Source organism: Paenibacillus mobilis, from assembly GCF_058267595.1.
Window position 1 is genome coordinate 150510 of record NZ_JBZCMS010000002.1, and the last position, 23011, is coordinate 173520.

General features: G+C 53.4%; 20 protein-coding genes and 1 pseudogene. 2 read left to right on the forward strand and 19 right to left on the reverse strand.

Annotated features, from left to right (window positions below; all coding sequences use genetic code 11):
• Positions 1–48: 48 nt before the first annotated feature.
• Positions 49–270, forward strand: a pseudogene (locus AC3ZPD_RS03850) (YolD-like family protein); the annotation flags it as partial.
• Positions 271–314: 44 nt separating this feature from the next.
• Here AC3ZPD_RS03850 and AC3ZPD_RS03855 read toward each other — a convergent pair.
• Positions 315–905 (reverse strand): hypothetical protein, encoded by a 591-nt coding sequence (locus AC3ZPD_RS03855; RefSeq protein ID WP_490982952.1) that lies wholly within the window; start codon positions 903–905, stop codon positions 315–317.
• Between the two features lie 153 nt (positions 906–1058).
• Between AC3ZPD_RS03855 and AC3ZPD_RS03860 the strand changes: the two genes are divergently transcribed.
• On the forward strand, positions 1059–1202 hold the full coding sequence (locus tag AC3ZPD_RS03860; RefSeq protein WP_490982953.1) for a hypothetical protein: 144 nt from the start codon (positions 1059–1061) through the stop codon (positions 1200–1202).
• Positions 1203–1310: 108 nt separating this feature from the next.
• On the opposite strand, the gene AC3ZPD_RS03865 is transcribed toward AC3ZPD_RS03860, so the two are convergent.
• The 18 genes from AC3ZPD_RS03865 to AC3ZPD_RS03950 form a co-directional block, all read right to left on the reverse strand.
• The gene (locus AC3ZPD_RS03865) at positions 1311–2195 is read right to left on the reverse strand and encodes an IS3 family transposase (protein ID WP_490982954.1); all 885 of its coding nucleotides are present in this window, start codon (positions 2193–2195) and stop codon (positions 1311–1313) included.
• On the reverse strand, positions 2117–2461 hold the full coding sequence (locus AC3ZPD_RS03870) for a transposase (RefSeq protein WP_490982955.1): 345 nt from the start codon (positions 2459–2461) through the stop codon (positions 2117–2119). The genes AC3ZPD_RS03865 and AC3ZPD_RS03870 overlap by 79 nt, the downstream gene beginning before the upstream one ends.
• Positions 2462–2558: 97 nt before the next feature.
• The gene (gene glnA, locus AC3ZPD_RS03875; RefSeq protein ID WP_490982956.1) at positions 2559–3887 is read right to left on the reverse strand and encodes a type I glutamate--ammonia ligase; all 1329 of its coding nucleotides are present in this window, start codon (positions 3885–3887) and stop codon (positions 2559–2561) included.
• 123 nt (positions 3888–4010) lie between these two features.
• Complete coding sequence (locus AC3ZPD_RS03880) at positions 4011–4421, reverse strand: MerR family transcriptional regulator (protein ID WP_068695526.1); 411 nt, start codon at positions 4419–4421, stop codon at positions 4011–4013.
• 84 nt (positions 4422–4505) lie between these two features.
• Complete coding sequence (locus tag AC3ZPD_RS03885; protein ID WP_490982957.1) at positions 4506–5759, reverse strand: methionine gamma-lyase family protein; 1254 nt, start codon at positions 5757–5759, stop codon at positions 4506–4508.
• Between the two features lie 105 nt (positions 5760–5864).
• Positions 5865–7151, reverse strand: coding sequence for a GTPase HflX (gene hflX / locus AC3ZPD_RS03890; RefSeq protein WP_490982958.1), 1287 nt, complete (start codon positions 7149–7151; stop codon positions 5865–5867).
• Between the two features lie 41 nt (positions 7152–7192).
• On the reverse strand, positions 7193–8194 hold the full coding sequence (locus AC3ZPD_RS03895) for an AAA family ATPase (protein WP_490982959.1): 1002 nt from the start codon (positions 8192–8194) through the stop codon (positions 7193–7195).
• Positions 8195–8288: 94 nt separating this feature from the next.
• Entirely contained in the window at positions 8289–8963 is a 675-nt protein-coding gene (locus AC3ZPD_RS03900) for a YdcF family protein (protein ID WP_490982960.1), read from the reverse strand.
• Positions 8963–9529, reverse strand: a complete 567-nt coding sequence (locus AC3ZPD_RS03905; RefSeq protein ID WP_490982961.1) for a ribonuclease FAU-1 family protein — start codon at positions 9527–9529, stop codon at positions 8963–8965. Before AC3ZPD_RS03905 ends, AC3ZPD_RS03900 begins: the two co-directional genes overlap by 1 nt.
• A gap of 158 nt (positions 9530–9687) precedes the next feature.
• The gene (locus AC3ZPD_RS03910) at positions 9688–12300 is read right to left on the reverse strand and encodes a transglycosylase domain-containing protein (protein WP_490982962.1); all 2613 of its coding nucleotides are present in this window, start codon (positions 12298–12300) and stop codon (positions 9688–9690) included.
• A 128-nt stretch (positions 12301–12428) separates the two neighbouring features.
• Entirely contained in the window at positions 12429–12662 is a 234-nt protein-coding gene (gene hfq, locus AC3ZPD_RS03915; RefSeq protein ID WP_490982963.1) for an RNA chaperone Hfq, read from the reverse strand.
• A gap of 22 nt (positions 12663–12684) precedes the next feature.
• Positions 12685–13668, reverse strand: a complete 984-nt coding sequence (gene miaA, locus AC3ZPD_RS03920) for a tRNA (adenosine(37)-N6)-dimethylallyltransferase MiaA (RefSeq protein ID WP_490982964.1) — start codon at positions 13666–13668, stop codon at positions 12685–12687.
• On the reverse strand, positions 13658–14440 hold the full coding sequence (locus tag AC3ZPD_RS03925; protein ID WP_490982965.1) for a class I SAM-dependent methyltransferase: 783 nt from the start codon (positions 14438–14440) through the stop codon (positions 13658–13660). Before AC3ZPD_RS03925 ends, miaA begins: the two co-directional genes overlap by 11 nt.
• A gap of 51 nt (positions 14441–14491) precedes the next feature.
• Complete coding sequence (mutL, locus tag AC3ZPD_RS03930) at positions 14492–16603, reverse strand: DNA mismatch repair endonuclease MutL (RefSeq protein ID WP_490982966.1); 2112 nt, start codon at positions 16601–16603, stop codon at positions 14492–14494.
• A 43-nt stretch (positions 16604–16646) separates the two neighbouring features.
• On the reverse strand, positions 16647–19397 hold the full coding sequence (gene mutS, locus AC3ZPD_RS03935) for a DNA mismatch repair protein MutS (RefSeq protein WP_490982967.1): 2751 nt from the start codon (positions 19395–19397) through the stop codon (positions 16647–16649).
• A 108-nt stretch (positions 19398–19505) separates the two neighbouring features.
• Positions 19506–21116 (reverse strand): putative amidoligase domain-containing protein, encoded by a 1611-nt coding sequence (locus AC3ZPD_RS03940; RefSeq protein WP_490982968.1) that lies wholly within the window; start codon positions 21114–21116, stop codon positions 19506–19508.
• A gap of 119 nt (positions 21117–21235) precedes the next feature.
• Positions 21236–21784: an outer spore coat protein CotE gene (gene cotE / locus AC3ZPD_RS03945; protein ID WP_490982969.1), complete on the reverse strand. Its 549-nt coding sequence runs from the start codon at positions 21782–21784 to the stop codon at positions 21236–21238.
• A gap of 82 nt (positions 21785–21866) precedes the next feature.
• Positions 21867–22847, reverse strand: a complete 981-nt coding sequence (locus AC3ZPD_RS03950; protein WP_490982970.1) for an aromatic acid exporter family protein — start codon at positions 22845–22847, stop codon at positions 21867–21869.
• Positions 22848–23011: the final 164 nt, after the last annotated feature.

A 23011-nucleotide genomic window follows, 5' to 3' on the forward strand; every position in this document is an offset into this window, starting at 1 on the left:
CAACAGCACCAAATTGACCTTAAGCTGTTGTAGCGTAAGTATTCCCGGCCGATCCTCAGCGACGAGGCATGGCACGAGATCGAGCAGGTTCTCAGCCGGTCTTTGCGCGAGCAGTTGCTGATCAATCTGAAATTATGGGGCGAAACGCAAGGTTATGAATTGCGCGGTGTGGTCAAGTCAATACATACCCACAGCCGGGAGATCAAATTTAAAATGGCCGATGAGACCCGATGGATTAAAATCAATCAGATAGTGTCTGCGTCCGTATAAAGCAAAAAGCCCGCCGACCAGTTAAGGTCAAGCGGGCTTTTAAATTAGGTTTGATCAATCAACATACTACCATCCGAAGCAGTGACAATATAATACATGGTCACCGGGAAGGTGATGCCGCTCAATGCCCCACCTGCCGGTTGTTGAACTGTGCCTTTAAATGACTGCACCAATTCAGCTTTACCTGTGTATACATTTCTTGAATAGGTAGGTGTTGTAAAAGTACATGTCAATACACTGTATGTGTAAGGAACCACTTGTAAGGAATAACTTTTAATATATGTACTCGAATAATTCAATATATTAGCAATAATTGTACCTTTTACGTCTGAAACATGATAATTTCCCAAATAAACTGCCTGATTTATGTTGTAAGTGATATCTTCAGATACTGCTTGTGGTTGTATTAACTTCTTTTCAGCCTGTTGTTTTTGGTATCCGGAAATAACAGTGGTATCGTTAACTCCTTTCGAAATAGATACTTGGTAGCCTTCATTAACTAATTGATCGTATGTTTTTTGTTGATCTGGAGTTAAATTGCTGTACCCCACTTCTTCAGCACTTGCCCCTACAGGTATACACAATACAAAAATCAAACATACAACCGTGAAAATTGAAACTAACTTTCTGGACATTTACTTCACCCTCCCAATCAAAATTTAGTAACAAATATAATATTCTTCATTATATTAAAAATCCCTTCTTTTAAAATAAATTTTACCTATTTCGTAATAATTTTGTAAGTGTTATAATAAAGCTAATTATTCCGAAAGGAGTTACACAACTATATGGAGATCTCAGGATTCGGAAAAGCAATCCTCTTTATCGCTGGACTCGGTGTGGCTTTGTATGTGTATTATTTATATATGAGGGTATTTAATGGAATCCCATCGCCTAAAGAAAAAAAAGAAAAAGACAACACTAAAAATTAACCCTTGCATTTGGACAATTTTGTAAGACGAGAACATTTTTATTATCAAATGAAAAAGCCCATCGACCAGTTTGGTCAAGCCCCCATTTAGTGGACATCGAAAAAACACCTAGGCAGTGAACTGGCGTCGATACTCGATCGGCGTCCGTTTTTTTAGCTTCCGTTGTGGTCGACTTTGGTTATAAAAACGTATATAGGTTTCAATTCGTCTTTGTGACTCTTTCAGATTTCGGATATCATAGGGATAGAGCCCTTCCGTTTTGAGATGCGAGAAGAAGCTCTCCATGGAGGCATTGTCTAGACAGTTACCTCGGCATGACATGCTGATTCGGGCGCCAACCTTTGGCAGCATGTCGTGGTAAGCATGAGACGTGTACTGGAAACCTTGGTCGCTATGAACGACCAATCCGGTCACGTCTTTTTGCTTGGCAAACGCTTTGGCGAAGGTCCGAAGAACCAACTCGTTGTCATTCCGTTCGCTAAGTTGGTAGGCGATAATCTCATTATTGAATAAGTCTTTTATAGCCGAAAGGTAGAGCCATCGCTCACCAACACGGTATTGAGTGATATCCGTGACCCATTTCTGGTTGGGTCTTTCGGCTGTAAAGTTTCGCTGAAGCAGATTCTCCGCCACACGCTCTGCCGTCCGGTAAACGGAGTTCGTGCATCGTTTCCGGCGAATCAGGGCCTGAATGCCAAGCTCTTGCATCAGTCTCAGAACCTTCTTGTGATTCATCCATACCCCGTCATCTTGCCACAAAAATAACTGCAGTTGCCGGTAACCGTATTTTCCCTCGTAGCGTTTGTAAACCGTATAGATGAGCCGTTTAGCTTCCGCATCCCGATCCTTGCCTTTCCGCTTTAGATAAGCGTAGTAACCACTTTTTGAGACACCAAAGAGGCTGCAGAGTTCAGCTACTTCCCCCCGGTTTGCCGCTTGCTCGATAAGGGTAAAGCGTTCCTTTTTCCCTCCCGCATCCAGATTTCCAAGCACTTTTTTAACCGTTCATTCTCCCGCTCAAGCTTCTGAACATACCGATCCTGATCGATATAGGCTTTACGTCGACCTCGTTGATCCAATAATCCAAACTCACCTTGCTCCCGATACTTTCGCATCCATCGCTTCATTCGGTCTTTATCCTGAATACCCAAATGTTCTGTGATTTGCCGATAGGTCCATTTTTCCTCCATATGAAGTTGAATCGCTTTAAGCTTGAGTTCTTCCGGATAACGCTTAAACTTTTGTCCTTTTATAGCCACAAAAATACACCCCCTAGAATTCATCGGAATAACCAGGGGTTTTTCCAATGTCTATTCTAAGGGGTGCACTTCACCATGGCCCCAAGGGTTTGTCCAATTAATACAAAGTCAGGTATTGATCGCGTTCCCATTGATGCACTTGCGTGCGGAACATGTCCCATTCGATTTCTTTTAACTCGTAAAAATGGGTTACGGCATGCTCGCCAAGCGCGCTTACGATCACTTCGCTGCGGATCAGCTCGCTGAGCGCTTCCTTCAAATCGGAAGGCAAGCTTGGGATGCCCTCTTCCAGGCGTTCTTCTTCTGACATCACATAAATGTTGCGGTCGATTGGAGCCGGAAGCGGCAGCTCGTTTTTGATACCGTCGAGGCCGGCTTTCAGCATAGCCGCAAGAGCCAGATAGGGGTTCGCAGCCGGATCCGGGTTGCGAACCTCGATGCGGGTGCTGAGGCCGCGGGATGCCGGAATACGGATCATCGGGCTGCGGTTGCTGGCAGACCATGCCACGTAGCAAGGCGCTTCGTAACCAGGCACCAGACGTTTATAAGAGTTCACTGTAGGGTTTGTAACGGCCGCAAGCGCGCGGGCATGCTTCAGAATTCCCGCCATGTAGAAACGCGCAACGTCGCTCAAGCCCAAATCGTCGCTTTCGTCATAGAAAGCATTTTCATCGCCGCGGAACAAAGATTGGTGGCAGTGCATGCCGGATCCGTTTACACCAAACAGCGGTTTAGGCATAAACGTCGCGTGCAGGCCGTGCTGACGGGCGATCGTTTTAACTACCAGCTTGAAGGTTTGAATCTGGTCGGCTGCCTGAATGGCATTTGCGTATTTAAAGTCGATTTCATGCTGCCCCGGTGCCACTTCATGGTGGGAGGCTTCAATTTCAAAGCCCATTTCCTCCAGGCAGATTACGATTTCTCTGCGACAGTTCTCGCCCAGATCCGTCGGAGCCAGGTCAAAATAGCCGCCCTGGTCGTTCAGCTCAAGCGTAGGATCACCTTTCGCATCCGTTTTGAACAGGAAAAACTCCGGTTCAGGACCTACGTTCATGGAAGTATAGCCCAGCTCTTCGGCTTCCTTCAGAACACGTTTCAGGATGCCCCGAGGATCCCCGGCAAACGGCGTGCCGTCAGGCATATAAACATCACAAATCAGACGGGCTACACGGTCCGTAGTTACCCAAGGGAAAATGACCCAGGTGCTCAGATCCGGGTACAAATACATATCCGACTCTTCAATGCGGACATATCCCTCAATCGAGGAGCCGTCGAACATCATTTTATTGTCCAGTGCTTTCTCAAGCTGGCTGACGGGAATTTCTACGTTTTTAATCGTACCGAGCAGATCGGTAAATTGAAGACGAATGAATCGAACATTCTCTTCTTTGGCAATGCGCAAAATATCCTCTTTAGTGTAACTCACAAAACCCTCTCCCTTTCTGGCTATAATGCTTGGCAGCAGCATGATGTATGTATGACAGATGTTTATAAAGGAAAAATGACATCATGTTGCCCCGGGTTGTCATAAGCGGGAGCAGGAACCCGGTTATGACTTAAAGAAACGGGATAATTCCCCTTGGATCAGAGAAACCTGACCAGGTCTTCTCCCGGTTACCAACTGCTGTTTCAACATTCTGTATAATTGCGAATCCGTCAATTCTTTACGTTTCTCTTCGGTGTCATCGGTAAGAACGGTCGCATCCTGCGATTCTTTTGCAACTGGATTCATAACCTGTTTAATACCTGCGATATTGACACCCTTGTCGATCAGCGCCTTGATTTCGAGCAAACGTTCAACATCGTTAAACGAGAACAACCGCTGGTTCCCGGAGGTCCGGGCAGGTACGATCAGCTGGTGCTGCTCATAATATCGAATTTGGCGGGCCGACAAGTCAGTAAGTTTCATTACAATACCGATTGGGAATAAGGCCATGTTTCTCCGTATTTCGTCACCCATCGCTCCTCAACCTTCCAATAATGTTTTTTCTGATTTCATTTTATGTTACGTTGTCTAACATGTCAAGCTAGAATCAGGTGAACCTTATAGGAGATTGATGTCTTTCATTTTTTCAAGAGAGGACAAAATCGCATATTTGACATGCGAGTAGGTTAATCCTCCTTGCATGTAAGCGATGTACGGCTCGCGGATCGGCGCATCTGCGCTCAGCTCCAGACTTCCTCCTTGGATAAAGGTGCCCGCCGCCATGATGACTGGGTTTTCGTACCCCGGCATATCCCAAGGCTCAGGAACCACATGTCCATCCACCGCGGACGCCTGCTGCACCCCTTGAACAAACGAAATCAGCTGCTCGGCGGACGCAAAGGAAATAGCCTGAATCAAATCCGTACGCGGCTCGTTCCAGCGGGGTTTCGTCACAAAACCTGCCTTTTCATAGACGGCCGCCGCCAATACGCTGCCCTTCACGGCTTGTCCAACAATCGTAGGCGCCATAAATAACCCCTGATAGATGCCTCGGGTCGTACCCAGCATAGCCCCAACCTCTCCGCCGATGCCCGGAGCCGTCAAACGGTAAGCCGCCAGTTCAACATATTCGCTTTTACCGCAAATATATCCTCCCGTTTCCGCCAATCCGCCGCCCGGATTTTTAATCAGCGAACCCGCCATCAGATCGACGCCGACCTGGGTAGGTTCCAGCTCTTCCGTAAACTCGCCGTAACAATTGTCCACGAATATAACCAAATCCGGCTTAATGGACCGCAAACGCGATACCATTTCTCCGATTTCGCTTACGGTAAACGAACTTCTCCAGTCATAACCTCTGGACCGCTGAATGCCGACGACTTTGGTTTTCTCCGTGATTCCGGCTTTAACCGCATCCCAGTCCACCTTTCCCGTCTCCAGCAAGGCCGCTTCCTTGTACCCGATGCCGAAATCGGCCAAAGAGCCTGTGCCGTCGCCGGACTTTCCGATGACTTTGTGCAGGGTGTCATAAGGTCTGCCTGTAATATAAAATAGCTCGTCCCCCGGACGCAAAACGCCGAACAACGCCGTTGAAATGGTATGCGTGCCGGACGCAAAATGAGGCCGCACCAATGCCGCTTCGGCGCCGAACACGTCGGCAAACACCAAATCCAGCACTTCGCGTCCTCTATCATTGTAAGCATAACCGGTAGAGTTGGAGAAATGATAATCGCTTACTTTATGTTTTTGAAAAGCTTCGATGACTTTCCACTGATTGCGGTCCACGATTTTATCGATTTCAGCCATCGCCGGGACCGTTAAAGCTTCCGCTTCCTGAAGCTGTTTTAAGGTTTTTTCTGAAAAAACTGCCATACTGCTTTCTTCTCTCCTCTTTAAATAGGGCCCATCCCGCCGATTTAATGCAGCGGTTATGGACCCTAATGTTACTTGAATGTCATATTTACGTTATTTAACGTATCACTTTACTAAAAAAGGTTCAAGCTTATGTTTCTGTTTCTGGTAATCGCCCTGGTTCAGCAGCACCTTATAAATCACATAATCTTCTTCCGTCTGCTGATCCTCCACCTTGCCGACCCGGTGAATCAAGGCGCCGAGCTCTCCTTGTGCAGCAGGGAGTTTAAAGGTCAAGGTTTCGCCGGTCAAATGCTCTTGAACCGCCGCGATGACTTTCTTTAAATCTTCTTCCTCATAAGCGCTGATCTTCAGCGAAGCCCCGTTCGAAGGCAGCATTTCCAGCTGCTCCGGACGGCACAAGTCCTTTTTATTGTAGAGCACGATTTGCGGTTTGTCCCCGGCGCCCAGTTCGCTCAGGATATCCGCCACTACCCGCATTTGTTCTTCCCGGTTGTCAGCAGAGGCATCCACCACATGTAAAATAAGATCAGCTTCATTAGCTTCTTCCAGAGTGGCCCGGAAGGAGGCGACCAGATCGTGAGGCAAATTTTGAATGAATCCTACCGTATCGGTCAATACGATTTCTTTGCCGCTTGGCAGCACAAAATTCCGGGTCGTCGGGTCCAGCGTGGCAAACAGCTGGTTCTCCACATAAACGTCGGCTTCCGTCAGCTGCTTGAGCAGCGTGGATTTGCCCGCGTTTGTATAACCGACCAGCGCCACCTGCACGATCCCCGTTTCCTTGCGCCGCATCCGGTGCAGCTTGCGGTGCCGGGTTACCTCTTCAAGCTGACGCTTCAGGTCGCTGATCCGCCCCCGGATATGCCGGCGGTCGGTTTCCAGCTTGCTTTCGCCGGGACCTCTTGTCCCGATTCCGCCGCCCAGACGGGAAAGGTTTTTCCCGTGGCCGGATAAACGCGGCAGAAGATAGGACAGCTGCGCCAGCTCCACCTGAATGATGCCCTCCCGGGTTTTGGCGCGCTGGGCAAAAATATCGAGAATAAGCTGGGTACGATCAATAATTTTGACATCCAGCCTTTCCTCCAGATTCCGCACCTGCGCCCCGGAAAGCTCCTGATCAAAGATGGCCGTATTAGCCCCATGCTCTTCAATGAGAGCTCCCAGCTCCTCAACCTTCCCTTTGCCAAGAAAAAAACGGGAATCGGGCGTTTCTTTATTTTGAACCAACTGGCCCATCACCTCGACGCCAGCCGTTTCGGCAAGATTTTTCAGCTCTTCAAGCGAAGAATCCGAATCGCTGCCGCTTCTTTTGATTTCATCGGTAATCAGGCTGACCAGAATAGCTCTGTCCGGAATAAGCTGGTTCGTATTGTAGGTCGTCTGCTTCATCTTGTATAAAACTCCTTTTATCTCCGCCGCCTCATCCTTAATTACGGCATGCCGGGCTTTTTATCCCCTTTTACGTCAACCTTCAAATCTTCAGTCCGGATCGTCATCAGCTCCAGCTTGCCCGGCGAAGATCCCCCGTACTGGTTCAGCAGCCTGACGGCCTGCTGCCGGATGGAACGTTCGATGACGTTGCGAACATACCGGGCGTTGCTGAACGCATGAGCGCTTTCCAATTTCTCGGTCAGCAGATGCTGCTTCAGTTTGAGTATCGCCTGGGGCATCAAAATATAATCACGTTCCTTGGCCATCATTTCGGAAATTTGAATGAGCTGGTCGATGGAATAGTCCGGAAAATCGATCTGAATCGGGAAACGGGACGGCAGCCCCGGGTTCGTATCCAGAAAAAATTCCATTTCGTCCGAATAGCCGGCCAGAATAAGAATGAACTGATTTTTGTGATCCTCCATCGCTTTGACCAGCGTGTCGATCGCTTCCTTGCCAAAGTCTTTCTCCCCGCCGCGGGCCAAGCTGTAGGCTTCGTCAATAAACAGGATGCCGCCCATCGCTTTTTTGACCAAGTCGCGCGTCTTCTGCGCCGTATGTCCGATGTATTCGCCTACAAGATCGGCCCGTTCCGCTTCGATCAGATGCCCTTTGGACAAAACGCCCATCTTCTGAAAAAGCTTCGCCACAATTCGGGCCACCGTTGTTTTGCCCGTCCCCGGATTGCCGCGGAATACCATGTGGAATACCTGGGCTTCCGACAGCAGTCCGGCGTCGGAGCGCAGCCGCGCCACCTGCAGCAGCGCAAAAATTTCATAAACCAGCGACTTGATGTTGTCTAGGCCAACAAGCTGTTCCAGCTCTTTGCGGATTTCCGCAAAAGCGCCCTGCTGCTGCTTTTCCACAGACACTGGAGCGGCGTCCGCATCCGGAACGGCTTGAGAAATGACGGGAGGTTCGGAATTGCGCAAAATGACGTTGATTTGTCTGGACGGTCTATCGTCAGAGCGTCCGCTGCCGGCCATGGCACGCCCTTGCATGAAGGCATCACCTCGTTTAAGAGTAAGGAGTTTGATAGCTACTTTTACACTATATTCTAGCGACCCTTACCTTATTAGAAGTTTTACTTTCGGTTCACGTGATGGCCATGGTGATCTGCTGCAGCTTCCACTTCGTATAAGCTAAGACTTCCCGGGTTTTGTTATAACCCTCGTTGAGAACCTCCGAATGCACCAGCGACAGCTGCGGCCATTTATAATCCAGCGTTCTGGCAATCTCCAGGGAACGCCGACCATGAAAATCATGAGTGATAATGATAGCGGTCTTCATGTCCCGTTCCTTCATGATCCGTTGGCTGAACAGCAGGTTCTCATAAGTGCTTGTGGCTTCGTTTTCCAATAAAATGCGGTCCCGGGGGACGCCATGCTCCTCCAGATATTCCGCCATTCCTTCCGCTTCCGTCAGCTTAGCCTTAGAAGTGTCCAGCCCTCCGGTTACGATAAAATACGGAAATTTGCCATCCTCATAGTCTTGAATCGCCCGCTCCAGCCGTTCTATAAGCCCAGGACTCGGGTAATCGTTCCATAGGGCCGCCCCGAGCACGATGCCGACATCGGCTCTCTCCGCCGGCTCCTTGCTGCGCTCGCTCTCCACCTGCAAAGCGGCGTAGGCCAGCCAGACGGCCAGCAGCAAAAGAAGGAGTCCGGCGCCTTTCGCGAGGGAGCGGAATAACATGGCTTTGCCTTTGATTGTCTTGTCTATTCTCGCTTCGGCATTCCTTGAACTTTTAAGGGATTCACGCCTGCTCATTACACGCCTCCACCGCCAAACTGCAGTTTTTCAAGTTCGAATCCTTGTCTGCAGTGGTCAAGTGACATCAAAAAATAAGGAAATGCATGGGCATCAATCATATGAAGCACCTCTCTGGCCGTTTGTGTAGCAAGCTCGTAATCGCGGGGCGTGATCACCCTCCGTCCCAAAGCGTCATCGAGCTCGTCCTGATCCAGCAGGAATACTTCTCCGTTCCGAAGCACGACAATATCCAAATACAAATCGTCAAACCAAGGGACCCCCTGATCGGTGACGCCTTGATTTTTACATATGTCAATATACCATTCCACTATTTCATTCCGGTCGTCAAACATCGCCGTTATAATATAATGAGCGTCTTTGGGATAATACTGAAGCCAGGAATACCCTTTATCGGCAATACGGAACGTATGTCTCCCGTAAGTTTTCCACAGCGGTTCTCTAAGCGCCTCAATACCGTATAACGTAATGTATCCGGAGAAATAGGGATTTTCTACATACCGCGAAGCAAACCTGCGCTGCGTGACACGCCTCCAGTTCGCACGGTCTCCGAATTTTCGTTTCATGGTCAAGACCCTTTCCAACATAATAAGTTCAGCTTATCATATTTGGAAGCGAGTCACAAAAAGGGATATCACTCTAATGAAAAAAATAAAAAAAGATCAAGCAGAGATCCAGGATCCCTTGCTTGATCTTTTTGTTTTGGAAACCTGACGGTTAGCCGTTAAGGATTGGACGGCGGAGCCGTCTCTCCCGTAACTCCGGCTTCTAAAGCCGGATCCTGAGTAGGCGTCCCTCCAGCTCCTGCCCCGTTTCCTCCCTGGCCCGGTTCAGAGGAAGGATTTCCTTTGCCTCCCCCTCCGCGTCCAGGCGGTTGAGTGCTTGGAGGTTGCTGACCTTGGCCGTTATCGCCGCCAATATTCCCGTTGTTGTCCCCGCCATTATCCGAATCGCCCGGTTCGGACGAGTCCCCAGGCGGCGGGAACATGCCATCGTCAGACGGCTGGTCAGGAGGCGGACTTTCATCCGGCGAGCTTATATCCGGACTTGGCTCTTCGGATGGCTGTTCCTCCACAGGCACATCCACTTCCACCTTGTCGGAAGGCCCGCTCTCTTGATCGCTTTCCTTATCGTAGTAGGTCACGTAATATTGATAAGTCGTGCCCGGAACTACGCTTAAATCCTCTGCATCCGTCGTCAGCACACTCATCAGCAGCGTGAAGTCCTGTTCGTCCGAAGCTTTGCGGTAAATGCGGTATTCTCCGCCGCCATTCGCCTGCTCCGGTGCGTTCCAGCTGAGCTTCACGGTTCCGGTGGAGTGGTCGTACGAACCGCTGAAGCCCGTTATGCCCTGCGGCGCGCTTTCCGATGGAGGAGGCGTCGGCTCCGTCAGATTCGAAGGTTTTTCGAAATCCTTGATCGGAACGCCTTCCAGCGCTTCTTTCATGACCTTGCCGAACAGCTTCGCGGATTCGCCGCTGCTGCCGCTCAGAAGATGGTTTTTGTCGGGTTTGTCATAACCCATCCAGACGGCTGCCGTCAATTCCGGTGTATAACCAACGAACCATGCGTCCCGGTTTTTGCTGCTTCCGGAAATGCCGCTTTGGGTGGTACCGGTTTTGCCGGCGATCGGACGGTCGCCGAGCTTGGCGTTTTTCCCTGTTCCGTCCGTTACGACGTTTTCCATCATTTCAGTCATATAATAAGCGGTGTCTTCGCTAAGAACCTTCTTCTGCTCAGGGTTTCCGTGCTGATAAATAACGGTTCCGTCCTCATTCACGACTTGTTTGATCGAATAGGGCTCGTTATAACGCCCCTGATTGGCAAAAACGCTGTAGGCGGCCGCCATTTCCTTAACCGTCGTCCCTTTGGTCAGACCCCCGAGCGCAATCGCCAGATTGTTATCGCTCGGATCCAGCTGAATGCCCATCTTCTCGGCGTAAGACACGCCGGTTTTAACGCCGATCTGGTTCAGCAGCCAGACAGCCGGAATATTTTCCGATTTCGTAATCGCTTCGGTCATGCCGATGGTGTTGGAATACCCATGCAGGTTCTTCGGGCAATAATCGTTGAAACACTGCTTCTCGTTGCTGAGCGGAGTATCCACCGTAAATTTCCCGCTTTCGAGCGCCGGCGCATAAGACACGATCGGTTTAAAAGCGGAGCCCGGCTGTCTGCGGCTGTTAATGCGGCTGAAGCCCTTGCGTTCGTAATCGCGTCCGCCAAGCAGCGCCAAAATGCTGCCGTTGTCGTGGTTCATGATGATCATGGACGCCTGGACGGGCTGGTCGTCTACGCTTTTTTCAAAATTATCGTCATCGGCAAAAGCCTTCTCAACGGCCTTCTGAGCCTGAACGTCCATCGTGGTGTAGATTTTGTAGCCGCCGCGAACCAAATCGTCTTCGGTCAGATCCGGCATCACGTCTTCGGCTTCATCCATCACATAGTCGATAAAAGCCAGGTAGCTTTGTTTGGTCGCCGGCGGCTGGTAATCATAGACTACCGCTTTCGCGTGGTCGCGTTGCTCGGCCGTAATATAACCCTGATCGTACATCAGATCCAGAACGACAGACCGGCGAGCGGTCGAGGCCTCCGGATGACGGAGCGGATTATAAGCCGACGGTCCTTTCGGCATCGCAGCAAGCGTCGCAATCTGCCAAACATCCAGCTTGTTGAGGTCGGATATCCCGAAGTATTTTTCCGAAGCCGCCTTAATACCATAAGTAGTACCCCCAAAGTTGATCCGGTTCAGGTACATGGTCAAAATTTCATCTTTCGTATATTGGCGTTCGAGCGCCATGGCGATCGACATTTCCGTCGCTTTCCGGAAAAACGTTTTGTCCCGGGTCAGAAAGATGTTTTTCGCGAGCTGCTGGGTGATGGTACTTCCGCCTTCCACCATGCTGCGGGCTACAATGTCTTTGGCGGCCGCCCGGCCGATCGACCAGAAGTCGACCCCGCTGTGCTCGTAAAAACGTCTGTCCTCCGTGGCCACAAACGCTTCTTTTAACAGCTTAGGAATATCTTCGCTTTCCACCGGATCACTTGTCTCCAGGGATAATTCGCCCATTAATTTGCCGCTGCGGTCAAACACCTGTGTCGGCCCGTTGACCTGCAGCTTATCTTTATTCGCATCCAGAAGCTTTTCGCCGTTTACGGTTATAAACAGATAACCTACGATTCCGCAGATCACGGCTATGGCAATGGTAAAAAACGAAGTCCAAAAAATCATTCTGCCGTTCAGGCGTTTCTTTTTCTTTTTGCCCTTCGGATTTTCCGACATTTTGTCCGGCTTCTTATGGTTGCGTTCCATTCTCGACGGTCTGTCTGTCGGCATAACTTCCATGACTCCCTTCCGTGCAAAACTTGTTTCTGCCCGAAAGAAAAGAACAACCTTGGCAGGTTGCTCTATTCCTAGGCGCTATAATATTAACGTTATGGAAATTAAAAAGTTTCAAAAGCGGTTTAGCCCTCCTGCTCCTGCATCAGCGAAACGTTGCGCTGCGGCTGGAACGTGGAGATCGCGTGTTTGTACACCATTTGCTGACGGCCGTCGCTGTCGATGACGATCGTAAAGTTGTCAAACGCTTTGACCGTGCCACGGATTTGGAAACCGTTAGTCAAAAAGACGGTAACCGGGATGCTCTCTTTGCGCAATTGGTTCAAGAACGTATCTTGGATGTTAATGGATTTGTTCATTACCGTACCCCCAATAGTTCAATTAGTGTTTGTTGTTATATTCAAGAGGAATCCCGAACTTTCCTGCTATTATAGCACGGATCTCTGCCAAATGGTCCGGAAAGTTTTCACCGTGCGTCACGTCGATCCAGTGGATGTCCTTCATGTGACGGAACCAGGAAAGCTGGCGTTTGGCAAAATGCCGGGTATCCCGCTTCAATTTGATAACGGCTTCTTCCAGCGGCAATCCGTCCAGAAGGTGCTCGGCAATCTCCTTATACCCGAGCCCCTGCAGGGACACTAAACTGCGCGAATAGCCTTTGTCAAGCAGCGACCGTACTTCTTTAACCAAGCCTTGCTCAAGCATCAGGTCGATCCGGGCCTCAATTCGGTTATATAGCAATTGACGGTCCATTGTCAAACCGATCATACATAAATTGTAAGGAGAAGTTTTATTCTGGCCCGCAAGCTGGCTGGACAAGGTTTGGCCGGTCAGGTGATGAATTTCCAAAGCCCGGATGACGCGCCTCAGGTCGTTGGCATGCAGCTTTGCCGCAGATTCGGGATCCACCGCGGCCAACCGGGCATGCAGGGCTTCCGTCCCATGCTCTTCGGCATAAAGCTGCTGCTCCTCTCTGAACGCCTGATCGGCCTCCGCTTCGGAAAAGCGGTATTCATAACATACCGATTCCACATACAGCCCGGTGCCGCCCACAATAAAAGGCAGGTTTCCCCGAGTCGTAATCGCCGGGATCAGCTCGGCGCAGGCGGCCTGAAAACGGGCGACGGAAAAAGCGTCGTCCGGCTCCAGCACATTGATCAAATGATGCGGCACGCCTTCCATTTCTTGCTCGCTAATTTTAGCGGTCCCAATATCCATACCACGGTAAACCTGCATTGAATCGCCCGAGATGATCTCGCCGGAAAAAGATTTAGCAAGCTCTATGCTGAGCTTCGTTTTTCCGACCGCCGTCGGACCGACCAGCACAAGCAGATTAGGTTTATGTACGCCTGATTCAGCGGTCAAGATGCATCACTCCGTACGTAATTTTAGTGCGGTTCCGCTCCGGCAAAGCAAACCCAAGACGCTCGAACTCGCCGCTGTCCCTTTTTTCTTTCAGGACAACCGTCTTGCGAGCGACCCGCCTGGCCTCCGCAATCGCCGCGAGCGACAAAGGTTCCCCGTTTGCATAAGCCCTAAGCGGAGAAATCGAAGAGGACTCCAGCGTCGGATCCCGGAACATCGGATCAAAATAAACGACATCCGCGCTGTTGTCCGGCAGGGCCTTAAGCCCCGCCAGATGATCGGTATGGCGGACTTCGATCCGCTTCAAAGCTTCGTTAAACCCCTCAACCTTGGCCCGGTAGGTCCGCAGCCCCTCCTTAAGCAGCATGTAAAGCGGAAAAGAGCTTTCCATCGCAAGGACAGAGCCCGTCTCCCCGGCCCCCACCGCAAACATCATCGAATCCGAACCGAGACCGGCCGTGCAGTCTACAATAACGTCGCCCGGAGCGACACGCGCGGCCTCCAGCATCAGATCCTTTTCGCCTTTTAAAACCCGCTTGGCGCGCACGTAAGACATGCTGGGGTGAAAATCCATCGGGCGTTCCGAGCTGCCGGCCAGCCTGACGCCATTTTCCAAAACGATCAGGACGTCGTTCTCCGCATGACGGGTTCTCAGCTCTTCCAGCGAACGCCCCGCCCTGCGGACATAAACGGCTCCCGCTTCCTGCTCAGCCAACTCCTTGGCGCGCGCCACCGTCTTCGGAGATTCATGTTCTCCGGTTGTAATGATCAAAATATAACCCTCCAGTTACTCGCTCAGTTGCTCAATCGGTTGCCTATCTTGTTACATCACTCTTTTAAACAGCTTCTCCAGATCATAGCCGGAGAAAGAAACCACGATCGGCCGGCCGTGCGGACAGGTGTAGGGCTGACGGCAGGCTGCCAGCCGCTTCAAAAGCGTGATGGCCTCATTTTCCGTCAGCTTCTGATTGGCTTTGATGGAAGCCTTGCATGAGACCATAATAGAAGACTTCTCTCTCAGCTTGGCCAGATCGATCGTCCGCTCGTGCAGCACCCATTCGGCCATTTCTTCCACCAGCGCGGCTTCATCGCCCTGTGGAAACCAGTAAGGCAGCGAAACTACGCGGAAGGTCTGCCCGCCGAAATGTTCCAGCACCACGCCGACCTGCTCAAACCAGTGCAGCCGTTCCTTCAGCTTGGCGCTGTCGGAAGGCGTAAATTCGATCGTTATCGGCAGCAGCAGCTCTTGGGAAGCGTCTGCGGGCGCTCCAAACTTTTCATAATAATATTCGTAATTCACCCGTTCATGGGCAGCATGCTGGTCGATCAAATAAAGCCCTGTATCGTTATTGGCGATCAAGTAGGTGCCGTGATGCTGACCGATGTAGGTCAGCTCCGGGAAAGCCGGAAGAGCGGCCGTTTCCTCGGAGGACGCATACAGCCGGTCGGCGGCTGCCGGCACGGGGACGCTTCTGTTGGCGGGAGCAGTCCGCCCCTGCCCGGGATAAGCAGCGTTCCGGGATGGAACTGCTGCGGTTTGTGCGGATGGATTTGCCGAACGGGCTGGGCTTGTCAAAGGCTGTGCCCCTGCTGACCGCTCACGTTCACGCACCATCTCCCCCTCAAAAGAGGAACCGGACGCCGTATACAAACCGGCTGCAAGCTCCGGCTGGCCCGCCAGGGCCGCTTCACCCGACAGCTCGGGAGAAAGCGGCGGGGTTCCTTCATTCCTTTGGGCCGGGAACCCCGATGTCTCCGATGCTCCTGTGGTCGCCGATGACTTCGCAGTCCCCAAGGTTTCCATGTTCCCCGGGTTCCCCGCTCCCATGCCGCTCCCGGTCTCCCCGTTCTCCTGCGCCGGACGCGCGGAGAAATGAAACTGCTCCTGAATGACCGAACTGCTGCCGCCGCGGCTGATCTTCTGATTCACTACCTGCGGAATCAGCACTTCCTGCGAAAGCGTCTGCTTTACAGCCGCTTCCACAAACGCGGTCAGTTCCGCCTCTTTGCTGAAGCGGACCTCCAGCTTGGCCGGATGCACGTTCACATCGACGAGCGACGGGTGCATTTGCAGCTCCAGCACCAGCAATGGATACCTGCCGATGGGCAGAAGCGTATGGTAAGCCCGCATAATGGCCTGCTGGAGAGCCGAATTGCGGATAAAACGGCCGTTCACGATCGTCGACATGCCCGCCCGGTTGGAGCGGGTCAACTCGGGACGGCCGATATAACCGGCTACTTTGTAATCCGGGTCTTCGGCCGAGATGCTCAGCATGCTTTTTGCCGCGTTATTCCCATAAATCGAAGCAATAACCTGAAGCAGATCCCCGTTGCCCTGAGTCTGCAGAAGCAGGTTGCCGTTATGCCGCAGCACAAATCCGATTTCCGGATGCGCCAGCGCCTGGCGATAAACCACATCGGAAATATGGCCTAGCTCGGTTTGAATTGTCTTCATGTATTTCAGCCTTGCCGGAGTATTGTAAAATAATTCCTTTACCGTAATATCCGTTCCCTGCGGAGCCGGGGCGTCTTCGGCAGACTTCAAGGTTCCGCCTTCGATCACGACCTCCCTGCCGAGTCCGCTGTCGCTGTTTGCCGTAAGCAATTTGACTTTGGAAACAGCCGCGATACTTGGCAATGCTTCCCCCCTGAACCCGAGCGTGCGGATCTGGTAAAGATCCCGGCTGCTGCTCAGCTTGCTGGTCGCATGCCGGTAAAAGGCCGTCTCGCAATCTTCCGGATCTATGCCCGAGCCGTTATCCGTAATCCGGATGCTGTCCAGCCCGCCTTCATCCACAGAGATCTCCACCTTCGTCGATCCCGCGTCTATGGAATTCTCGATCAGCTCTTTAATGACGGATGCAGGCCGCTCGACCACTTCTCCGGCTGCGATCTGGTTCGCGATATGTTCATCCAGCACTTGAATTTTTGCCATAAGAACGTTCACCTCCGGTAGTCATTTCGGGTAGATGCAAAACTTACAGATCTTTGGCCTTCATCTTCAGCTCATTCAGCAGCCCCATCGCCTGCAGCGGCGTCATGTTCATAATATCCGCCTGCTTGAGCTGTTTGACCAGCCCGCGGAGCTTAGCCTCCTCCTTCGAGGAAGGGGCAACCCCCGCTTGCCGCGCTTCCGGCTGATCGTCGCCGAACATGGAGAGCTGCACAATTCCGTTTTCGGCAGCTGCCGCGGCTTCGTTGTCATAGGTTTCATAAGCCGGCTGCGCCGGAGTTTCCTGCACGTCAGCTACATAGGATTCTTTAACCAAGGGATCCTCATAACCGCTTACAGGCTTACTTGCCTGCAGCGTCTGGCTTGCCTCGCTCGCGGATACCAAAACGGCGGCCGTTTCCAGTTCGCCGAGCAGGCTGGACGCCCGGTCCGTAATCGCCGGCGGCAGACCGGCCAGCTTGGCGCAATAGATCCCGTAGCTGGTGCTTGCCGCACCAGGCACGAGCTTGCGCAGAAAATGCACCTTGTCTCCGCTTTCCTGAACCGCCATCGAATAGTTGCGGAGACCGGACAGGCCGGATTCCAAATGGGCCAACTCATGAAAATGCGTGGAAACCAGCGCTTTGCAGCCAATGGCATCATGGACATATTCGATGACGGCCTGGGCGATGGCAATCCCTTCGGTCGTCGAGGTGCCTCGGCCCAGCTCGTCGATAATGATCAGGCTTCGCGCCGTTGCTTTCTCGGTCATCACCTGAATGTCGGCCATTTCGACCATAAAGGTGCTTTGGCCGCCGATCAGGTCGTCCGCCGCGCCGATCCGGGTAAAAATCCGGTCGACCATCGGAATTTCGGCCCGCGCCGCCGGCACGAAGCAGCCGATCTGCGCCATGATCGAAATCAGGGCAACCTGGCGCATGTAGGTGCTTTTTCCGGCCATATTGGGTCCTGTAATCAGCAAAATGCTGGCGTCCCGCTTCAGGCTTGTCCCGTTAGCGATAAAGGCGCTCCCTTCCATCACCGTCTCGACGACCGGATGGCGCCCGTTCTCGACGATAAAATCATAGCCGTCCGTCAGCACCGGTCTGACGAACCCGGATTCTGCGCTCACCGCTGCCAAGGAACGCAGCACGTCGATCTCGGCCACGGCTTCGGCCAGCCGCTGCAGACGCTGAATATTGGCGCTGAGCTGGTCGCGGACCTCGGTAAACAAACCGTATTCCAGATCCAGCATGCGGTCTTCCGCTTCCAAAATGAGCGATTCCCGCTCCTTCAGCTCCGGAGTGACGAAACGTTCGGCATTGGCCAGTGTCTGCTTGCGTTCATACCGTCCTTCCGGCAATGCGGTCAGATTGGATTTCGTAATTTCAATGTAATAGCCAAAAACCTTGTTATAACCGACCTTCAGCGATCTGATGCCAGTCGCCTGCCGTTCGGCCGCTTCGAGATCGGCGATCCAGCGTTTGCCGTTGATAGACGCTTCCCGCAGTTCATCCAGTTTGGCGTTAAAGCCGGGACGGATCAAGCCCCCGTCACGAACGGACACCGGCGGCTCATCGGCAATCGCTTCTTCGATCAGCGAAGCCAGATCGCCGCAGTCATCCAGGCTGCCTGCAATCCGCGACAGCGTGGAAGAGGCGGAACCCGAACAAAGCTCCCTCAGCTCCGGTATTTGGCGCAGCGACAGCTTTAAGGCGTTCAAATCACGCCCGTTCGCCGTTCCAAACGCGATCCGGCCTACCAGCCGCTCCAGATCGTAAATGCCTTTAAGTTTCTCTTTCAAATCCTCACGCAGCATAAACGCGCCGTGCAGCTCCTCGACCGCCTCCAGACGAACTTCAACCTGGCTGCGGGACAGCAAAGGTTTGTCCACCCAGCGTTTGAGCAGCCGTGCGCCCATCGACGTTTCGGTCCGGTCGAGCAGGTGGAGCAGCGAACCTTTTTTGGAGCGGTCTCTCACCGTCTCCACAAGCTCCAGGTTCCGCCGCGTAAACGGATCAAGAATCATAAATTGTTCCGGCTCGTAGGCCGAAATCCGGCTGAGCTGCCCCAGCGAACGTTTCTGGGTTTCACCCAGGTAGGCAACCAGCATCGCTACGCAGGCCCGGCGCTCCGCGTCCAGACGGATCCATGCGGCTTCGCCGAACTGCTTGCGTCCCGCTTCATCCGAAGCTTTGGCGCGCGGCGTGTAAACCACGGGTTTGCCCAGCGGTCCGCTTTGCTCCTTGATCCATTCCAGCAGCTCGGCGTCGCCGATAATTTCGGACGGGGCATAAATGCCGATTTCGTCCCTCAGCCACTCCTTATTGCTTGGCGCAGACGTAACGTGCAGCTCGCCGGTCGAAAGATCGCAGGCCGCGATCGCGATCACCCGGTCCAGCTCGGTCACGGCAACCATGTAATTGTTGCTTTTCTCCGAGACGGCTTTGCCTTCCATCAGCGTCCCCGGCGTAACCACGCGCACGATCTCCCTGCGAACGACACCTTTGGCTTCGGCCGGATCCTCGACCTGCTCGCAGATCGCGACCTTGTAGCCTTTTTCGATCAGTCTTTGTATATAACTTTCGGCCGAATGATAAGGCACCCCGCACATCGGGATTTTCTCATCGCCGCCGCCCGCGCGGCCGGTCAGCGTAATTTCCAGTTCCTTGGCCGCCAGAATCGCATCGTCAAAAAACATTTCATAAAAATCGCCCAAGCGGAAAAACAAAAACGCATCCCGCGCTTCTTCCTTTACGCTCAGGTACTGTTCAATCATCGGCGTATATTTGCCCATTTGACGTACCCCCATGCCCTTTCATAGAACTCTATTATATCAGAAAAATCGAGCTGATGCCCCGTCCGGATATGGGGAGAAATGGAAAACAAACTCGGATCCCGCCGGTCAGGTTTGAAGCCGCCAGGCTTTGCGGATATCCGCGCTTTCGTCCCAGGTGCGGCCCTCGCGGATTGCGGCAAACAGCGGACCGATATAAGCCTTGAACCGGGAAAAAGAACCGAGTGACTCCGCTTCCTCAAGCGCCTGCAGGGCAAACGGGCGGAGGGCTTCCCGATCGCCCCCGTAAAAGGCTTTGAGCGCGGCTGCGGGTTCCGGGGGAACCTCGGGCAGCGTGCCGTTTTTGTACTCGGACGCCACCAGCAGCGCCAGCGCAACCGCCCCTTTGGCCACCACCGGTGACACCAGGAAGCTGGGCAGCGTCCGGTACTCGAAGCCGCCGTGGCTTTGCCGGCGGAAATCGCCGAGGCAGCCGTAGCGCGGGCGTCTGGACGCGCTGCGGCTGTCCTCGAGCATCGCGACCGGGATCGCCAGATAACGATCCAGGGCGCGGAGCAGCGGCGGCGTCAGCAGCACGCCGCTGAAGTGCAGGTGGCCGCCGAGCGGCAGCCCCGGCTGCGGCAGGCCGCCGGCCAGCCAGGCGAGCGGCGCGGAGCCGATCTGCGCCGCAGCCTCGCGCATGGCGACCATAAGCTGGCGCATGGCTTCACGCGGCTCGCCGGCCGGGTCGGGCCGGAGCTCCGCCAGCGGAAAGCGGCGGCGGCCCGCGATCCAGACCGAATCGCAGCCGGCGCGGCCGGCGCGGCCCAGAAATCTGGAGGCCGGCACGATTTTCCCTGCGGCCCGGTCAAACAGCAGAAACTCCGGATCCATGCCAAGCAGCAGTTTGCCATAGGCTTGTGCGGCGGGCAACGGTTTCTGCCCGGAGCTGGGCGGTGGGCCGTCCGCCCCCTCAGCGGCTTGGACGGGCTGGTCAGCTGGGGCTGCCGGATCAAATCGGGCCGCCTGCGCGGCTTCCGCAGCCAGCCGCCAGTCCTCCGCCGTCTGAAGCAGCGCCTCGGCGAACGGGCGCAGGGCATCCATCCGCCCCGGCTCCGGCAGCGCCAGAATGCGGAGCACCTCCAGGCCGGAACAGCCGACCTGGAGCGTGACCTGGCCGAAATCGAGGCCTTGAACGTACAGCGCTTTGGCCGCGGTCTTTTCCAGCCTGCGGAACAGAGGCGTTCCCGGCTCCGGCTGCTCAGGGCGCTGCCCGATATCCTGAATCAGGCTGCAGGCCTCTGCATGCACGGCCCGCAGCCCTAAGACGGTCACCTCGTAGCGGCGGCGGAAAACGTCCGCAGCAGCGCCAGCGAAAACGCGTACAGAAGCAGAAGCGCCTGCGCCTGCGTCAGCCGTCCCGGCCGGCCTACGGGAAACAGCCCCGTCGGCCGGAAGCAGCCCGACCAGGCTGAGCCGGCGCGCCGAGGCCGCCGCAGAACGGGCGGCGAACGAAGCCGCGCCTTCGTTCATGCGAAGCGGCTTCGCTCCGGCGGGCAGCGCTTCGCTGCCTATGGCCAGCCAGGCCCCCGCCTGGGCTGCGGCCGGCATCTGAAGCGGCACAGGCCCTCCGCCGTTTCCAGCGCCTGCGAGCAGCTGGTTCAGGCGGCGGACAAAGAGCTCGCGTTCCTGCCCGTTTCCTACGTAAATTTGAAGCGGCAAATTAGACTGCAGGCGCATCGGAGCATCTCCTTTTCCCGGAAAAAATCTTCAAAAAAAAGAGGGCATTCGCCCTCTCCGCTGCCGTCACAGCTGCATAACATACATCAATTATTAGTGCTTGCGGGGCGCGTTTCGTCTTACAGATCTTCGTCAAGAAGATCAGGGTCCAGATCGTCGTAATCCCCGTCGTCTCCGCCAAAATCGTAGTCTTTGTCCTCGTAGTCATCCCCGCCAGGTATGACGAGCACATTGAGTTTGGTTTCGGCGACAAGCTCTACGGCGAATTCGCGCTCCACGCGGATCAGAACGCTGCCCCCGCCGGACACGGTTGCTTCAACGGTGCTCGGCTCCTGGGTAGCTTCGGCCGTCACTTCCACCGTGGAAGAACGGTGTCTGCCGTCCAGATAGGTCAGCGGAACGTTTTCCACGTAGGATACTTTTTCTTTCGCGACGGCTGTCTGCGAATTTTTGTCATAGGAATACCAGATGTTCACATCGTAAGTACCAATAACTTCAATTCCGTCTCCAGCTGCAACCGCTTCGTATTGGTGGTTGATGATCCAGGCCCCCAGGATACTTGACGGATTTTGTGGCGGAGTCACGGTATGTGTTACGGTAGAGAACTTACGACCTTTGCCGCAGATCGCCTTCGTGATAATCTCTCTACTTTGATATTTCGATGGCATTTTCGAACCTCCTCCATACAATCATTCAATTCATGTGTATGCAGGACAGTCGCCCAGGGTGACAACTATTTTTATTCCTTCGTTATTTTCCTTCCAAAACGGCCTTTTTGCTGCCGGCCCTCACCGGTTTCTTATCCCGCTTCGAAATGTTCAAATATTCGTTCAGCTCGCGGCACAGCTGTAAAATCGCGGCCCGCATTTCAAATTCCTCCCGGGTGGCGGGGAGCTCCATATCCTTAAAGTCGGCCTCCAGCTGACGCAGCCGCTGTTCCGTTTTGCCTGTATAATGAGGTTCCAGAACGTCTGCGCTGAGCTGGTCGAACACGCGCGCGGCAAGCTCGGCCTGGGGCATTTTTTTGTAAACCCGGGAGATCAGCTCCATCATGCTCTCCACCCGGTCCAAATGCTCTCTGCGCATATAAAAATATACGGCCCATGACTCATCCGTATGAATGACCTGGTTTTCCAAACTCCTTTTCGCGAGGGACATGCCGTTCGAAATTTGTTTTTCCGCCAAAATCAGCTCTTCGCCTCCCCATTCGTCCTCCGGGTTGCGCAGCGTTTCGGCCACATGTTTAAAGATCGTGGCAAAAAGCTGGTTCACCTCGCGGCGGATGGAGTCCAGCTTGTTTTCTTCTTTAGGCATATAAACCAGATTGACGAGCATCGCCGAACCCAGTCCAACCACCAGCAGCAGAATCTGCTCGATGAACATGTGGAAGCTGACGTCTCCCCCGCTGTACACCCGGAAGACGCAGACGGAGCTCGTCACGATGCCTTCCTTGAAGTTGAGTCTGGCAATGAGCGGAAATCCGAGCAGAATATAAACAATAAGCGCCCAAATATGAAACCCCACCAGCCGGAATAACACAAAACATAAAACCAGACCCACCACGGATGCGAAAAAACGCGCCGAAACCGACTTCAGGCTCCTTTTCCGGGTCACGTCCACGCCCAGGATGGCGAGCAGACCCGCGGACATCGCGCCCGGAATGCCGGCCGTGTCTGCCACCAGAATGGCAAGCAGTGTCGCAATCGCTGTTTTGATAACTCTAAATCCCATATGATTCTTCCAATCCCTTCCAACTATCCGTTCCGTATACCGGGTAATTTCTACCCTTCTCTATTTATCGGTTTTCTTCATTCTAACTTCCATTATTCCATCCCCGGCTGCCGCTTGTCCATATGACACGGAATGGAATGGCTTTTGGCTGCCCCCGAGCGGAC

Bases quoted from the DNA above. Each gene is read 5' to 3' on its own strand.
- cotE (WP_490982969.1), bottom strand. From the start codon at position 21,784: ATGCCATCGAAATATCAAAGTAGAGAGATTATCACGAAGGCGATCTGC.
- AC3ZPD_RS03880 (WP_068695526.1), bottom strand. From the start codon at position 4,421: ATGGGTGACGAAATACGGAGAAACATGGCCTTATTCCCAATCGGTATT.
- AC3ZPD_RS03855 (WP_490982952.1), bottom strand. From the start codon at position 905: ATGTCCAGAAAGTTAGTTTCAATTTTCACGGTTGTATGTTTGATTTTT.
- mutS (WP_490982967.1), bottom strand. From the start codon at position 19,397: ATGGGCAAATATACGCCGATGATTGAACAGTACCTGAGCGTAAAGGAA.
- AC3ZPD_RS03950 (WP_490982970.1), bottom strand. From the start codon at position 22,847: ATGGGATTTAGAGTTATCAAAACAGCGATTGCGACACTGCTTGCCATT.
- hflX (WP_490982958.1), bottom strand. From the start codon at position 7,151: ATGAAGCAGACGACCTACAATACGAACCAGCTTATTCCGGACAGAGCT.
- AC3ZPD_RS03900 (WP_490982960.1), bottom strand. From the start codon at position 8,963: ATGAGCAGGCGTGAATCCCTTAAAAGTTCAAGGAATGCCGAAGCGAGA.
- AC3ZPD_RS03910 (WP_490982962.1), bottom strand. From the start codon at position 12,300: ATGCCGACAGACAGACCGTCGAGAATGGAACGCAACCATAAGAAGCCG.
- AC3ZPD_RS03895 (WP_490982959.1), bottom strand. From the start codon at position 8,194: ATGCAAGGGCGTGCCATGGCCGGCAGCGGACGCTCTGACGATAGACCG.
- mutL (WP_490982966.1), bottom strand. From the start codon at position 16,603: ATGGCAAAAATTCAAGTGCTGGATGAACATATCGCGAACCAGATCGCA.
- AC3ZPD_RS03905 (WP_490982961.1), bottom strand. From the start codon at position 9,529: ATGAAACGAAAATTCGGAGACCGTGCGAACTGGAGGCGTGTCACGCAG.
- AC3ZPD_RS03885 (WP_490982957.1), bottom strand. From the start codon at position 5,759: ATGGCAGTTTTTTCAGAAAAAACCTTAAAACAGCTTCAGGAAGCGGAA.
- AC3ZPD_RS03940 (WP_490982968.1), bottom strand. From the start codon at position 21,116: ATGCGCCTGCAGTCTAATTTGCCGCTTCAAATTTACGTAGGAAACGGG.
- hfq (WP_490982963.1), bottom strand. From the start codon at position 12,662: ATGAACAAATCCATTAACATCCAAGATACGTTCTTGAACCAATTGCGC.
- AC3ZPD_RS03860 (WP_490982953.1), top strand. From the start codon at position 1,059: ATGGAGATCTCAGGATTCGGAAAAGCAATCCTCTTTATCGCTGGACTC.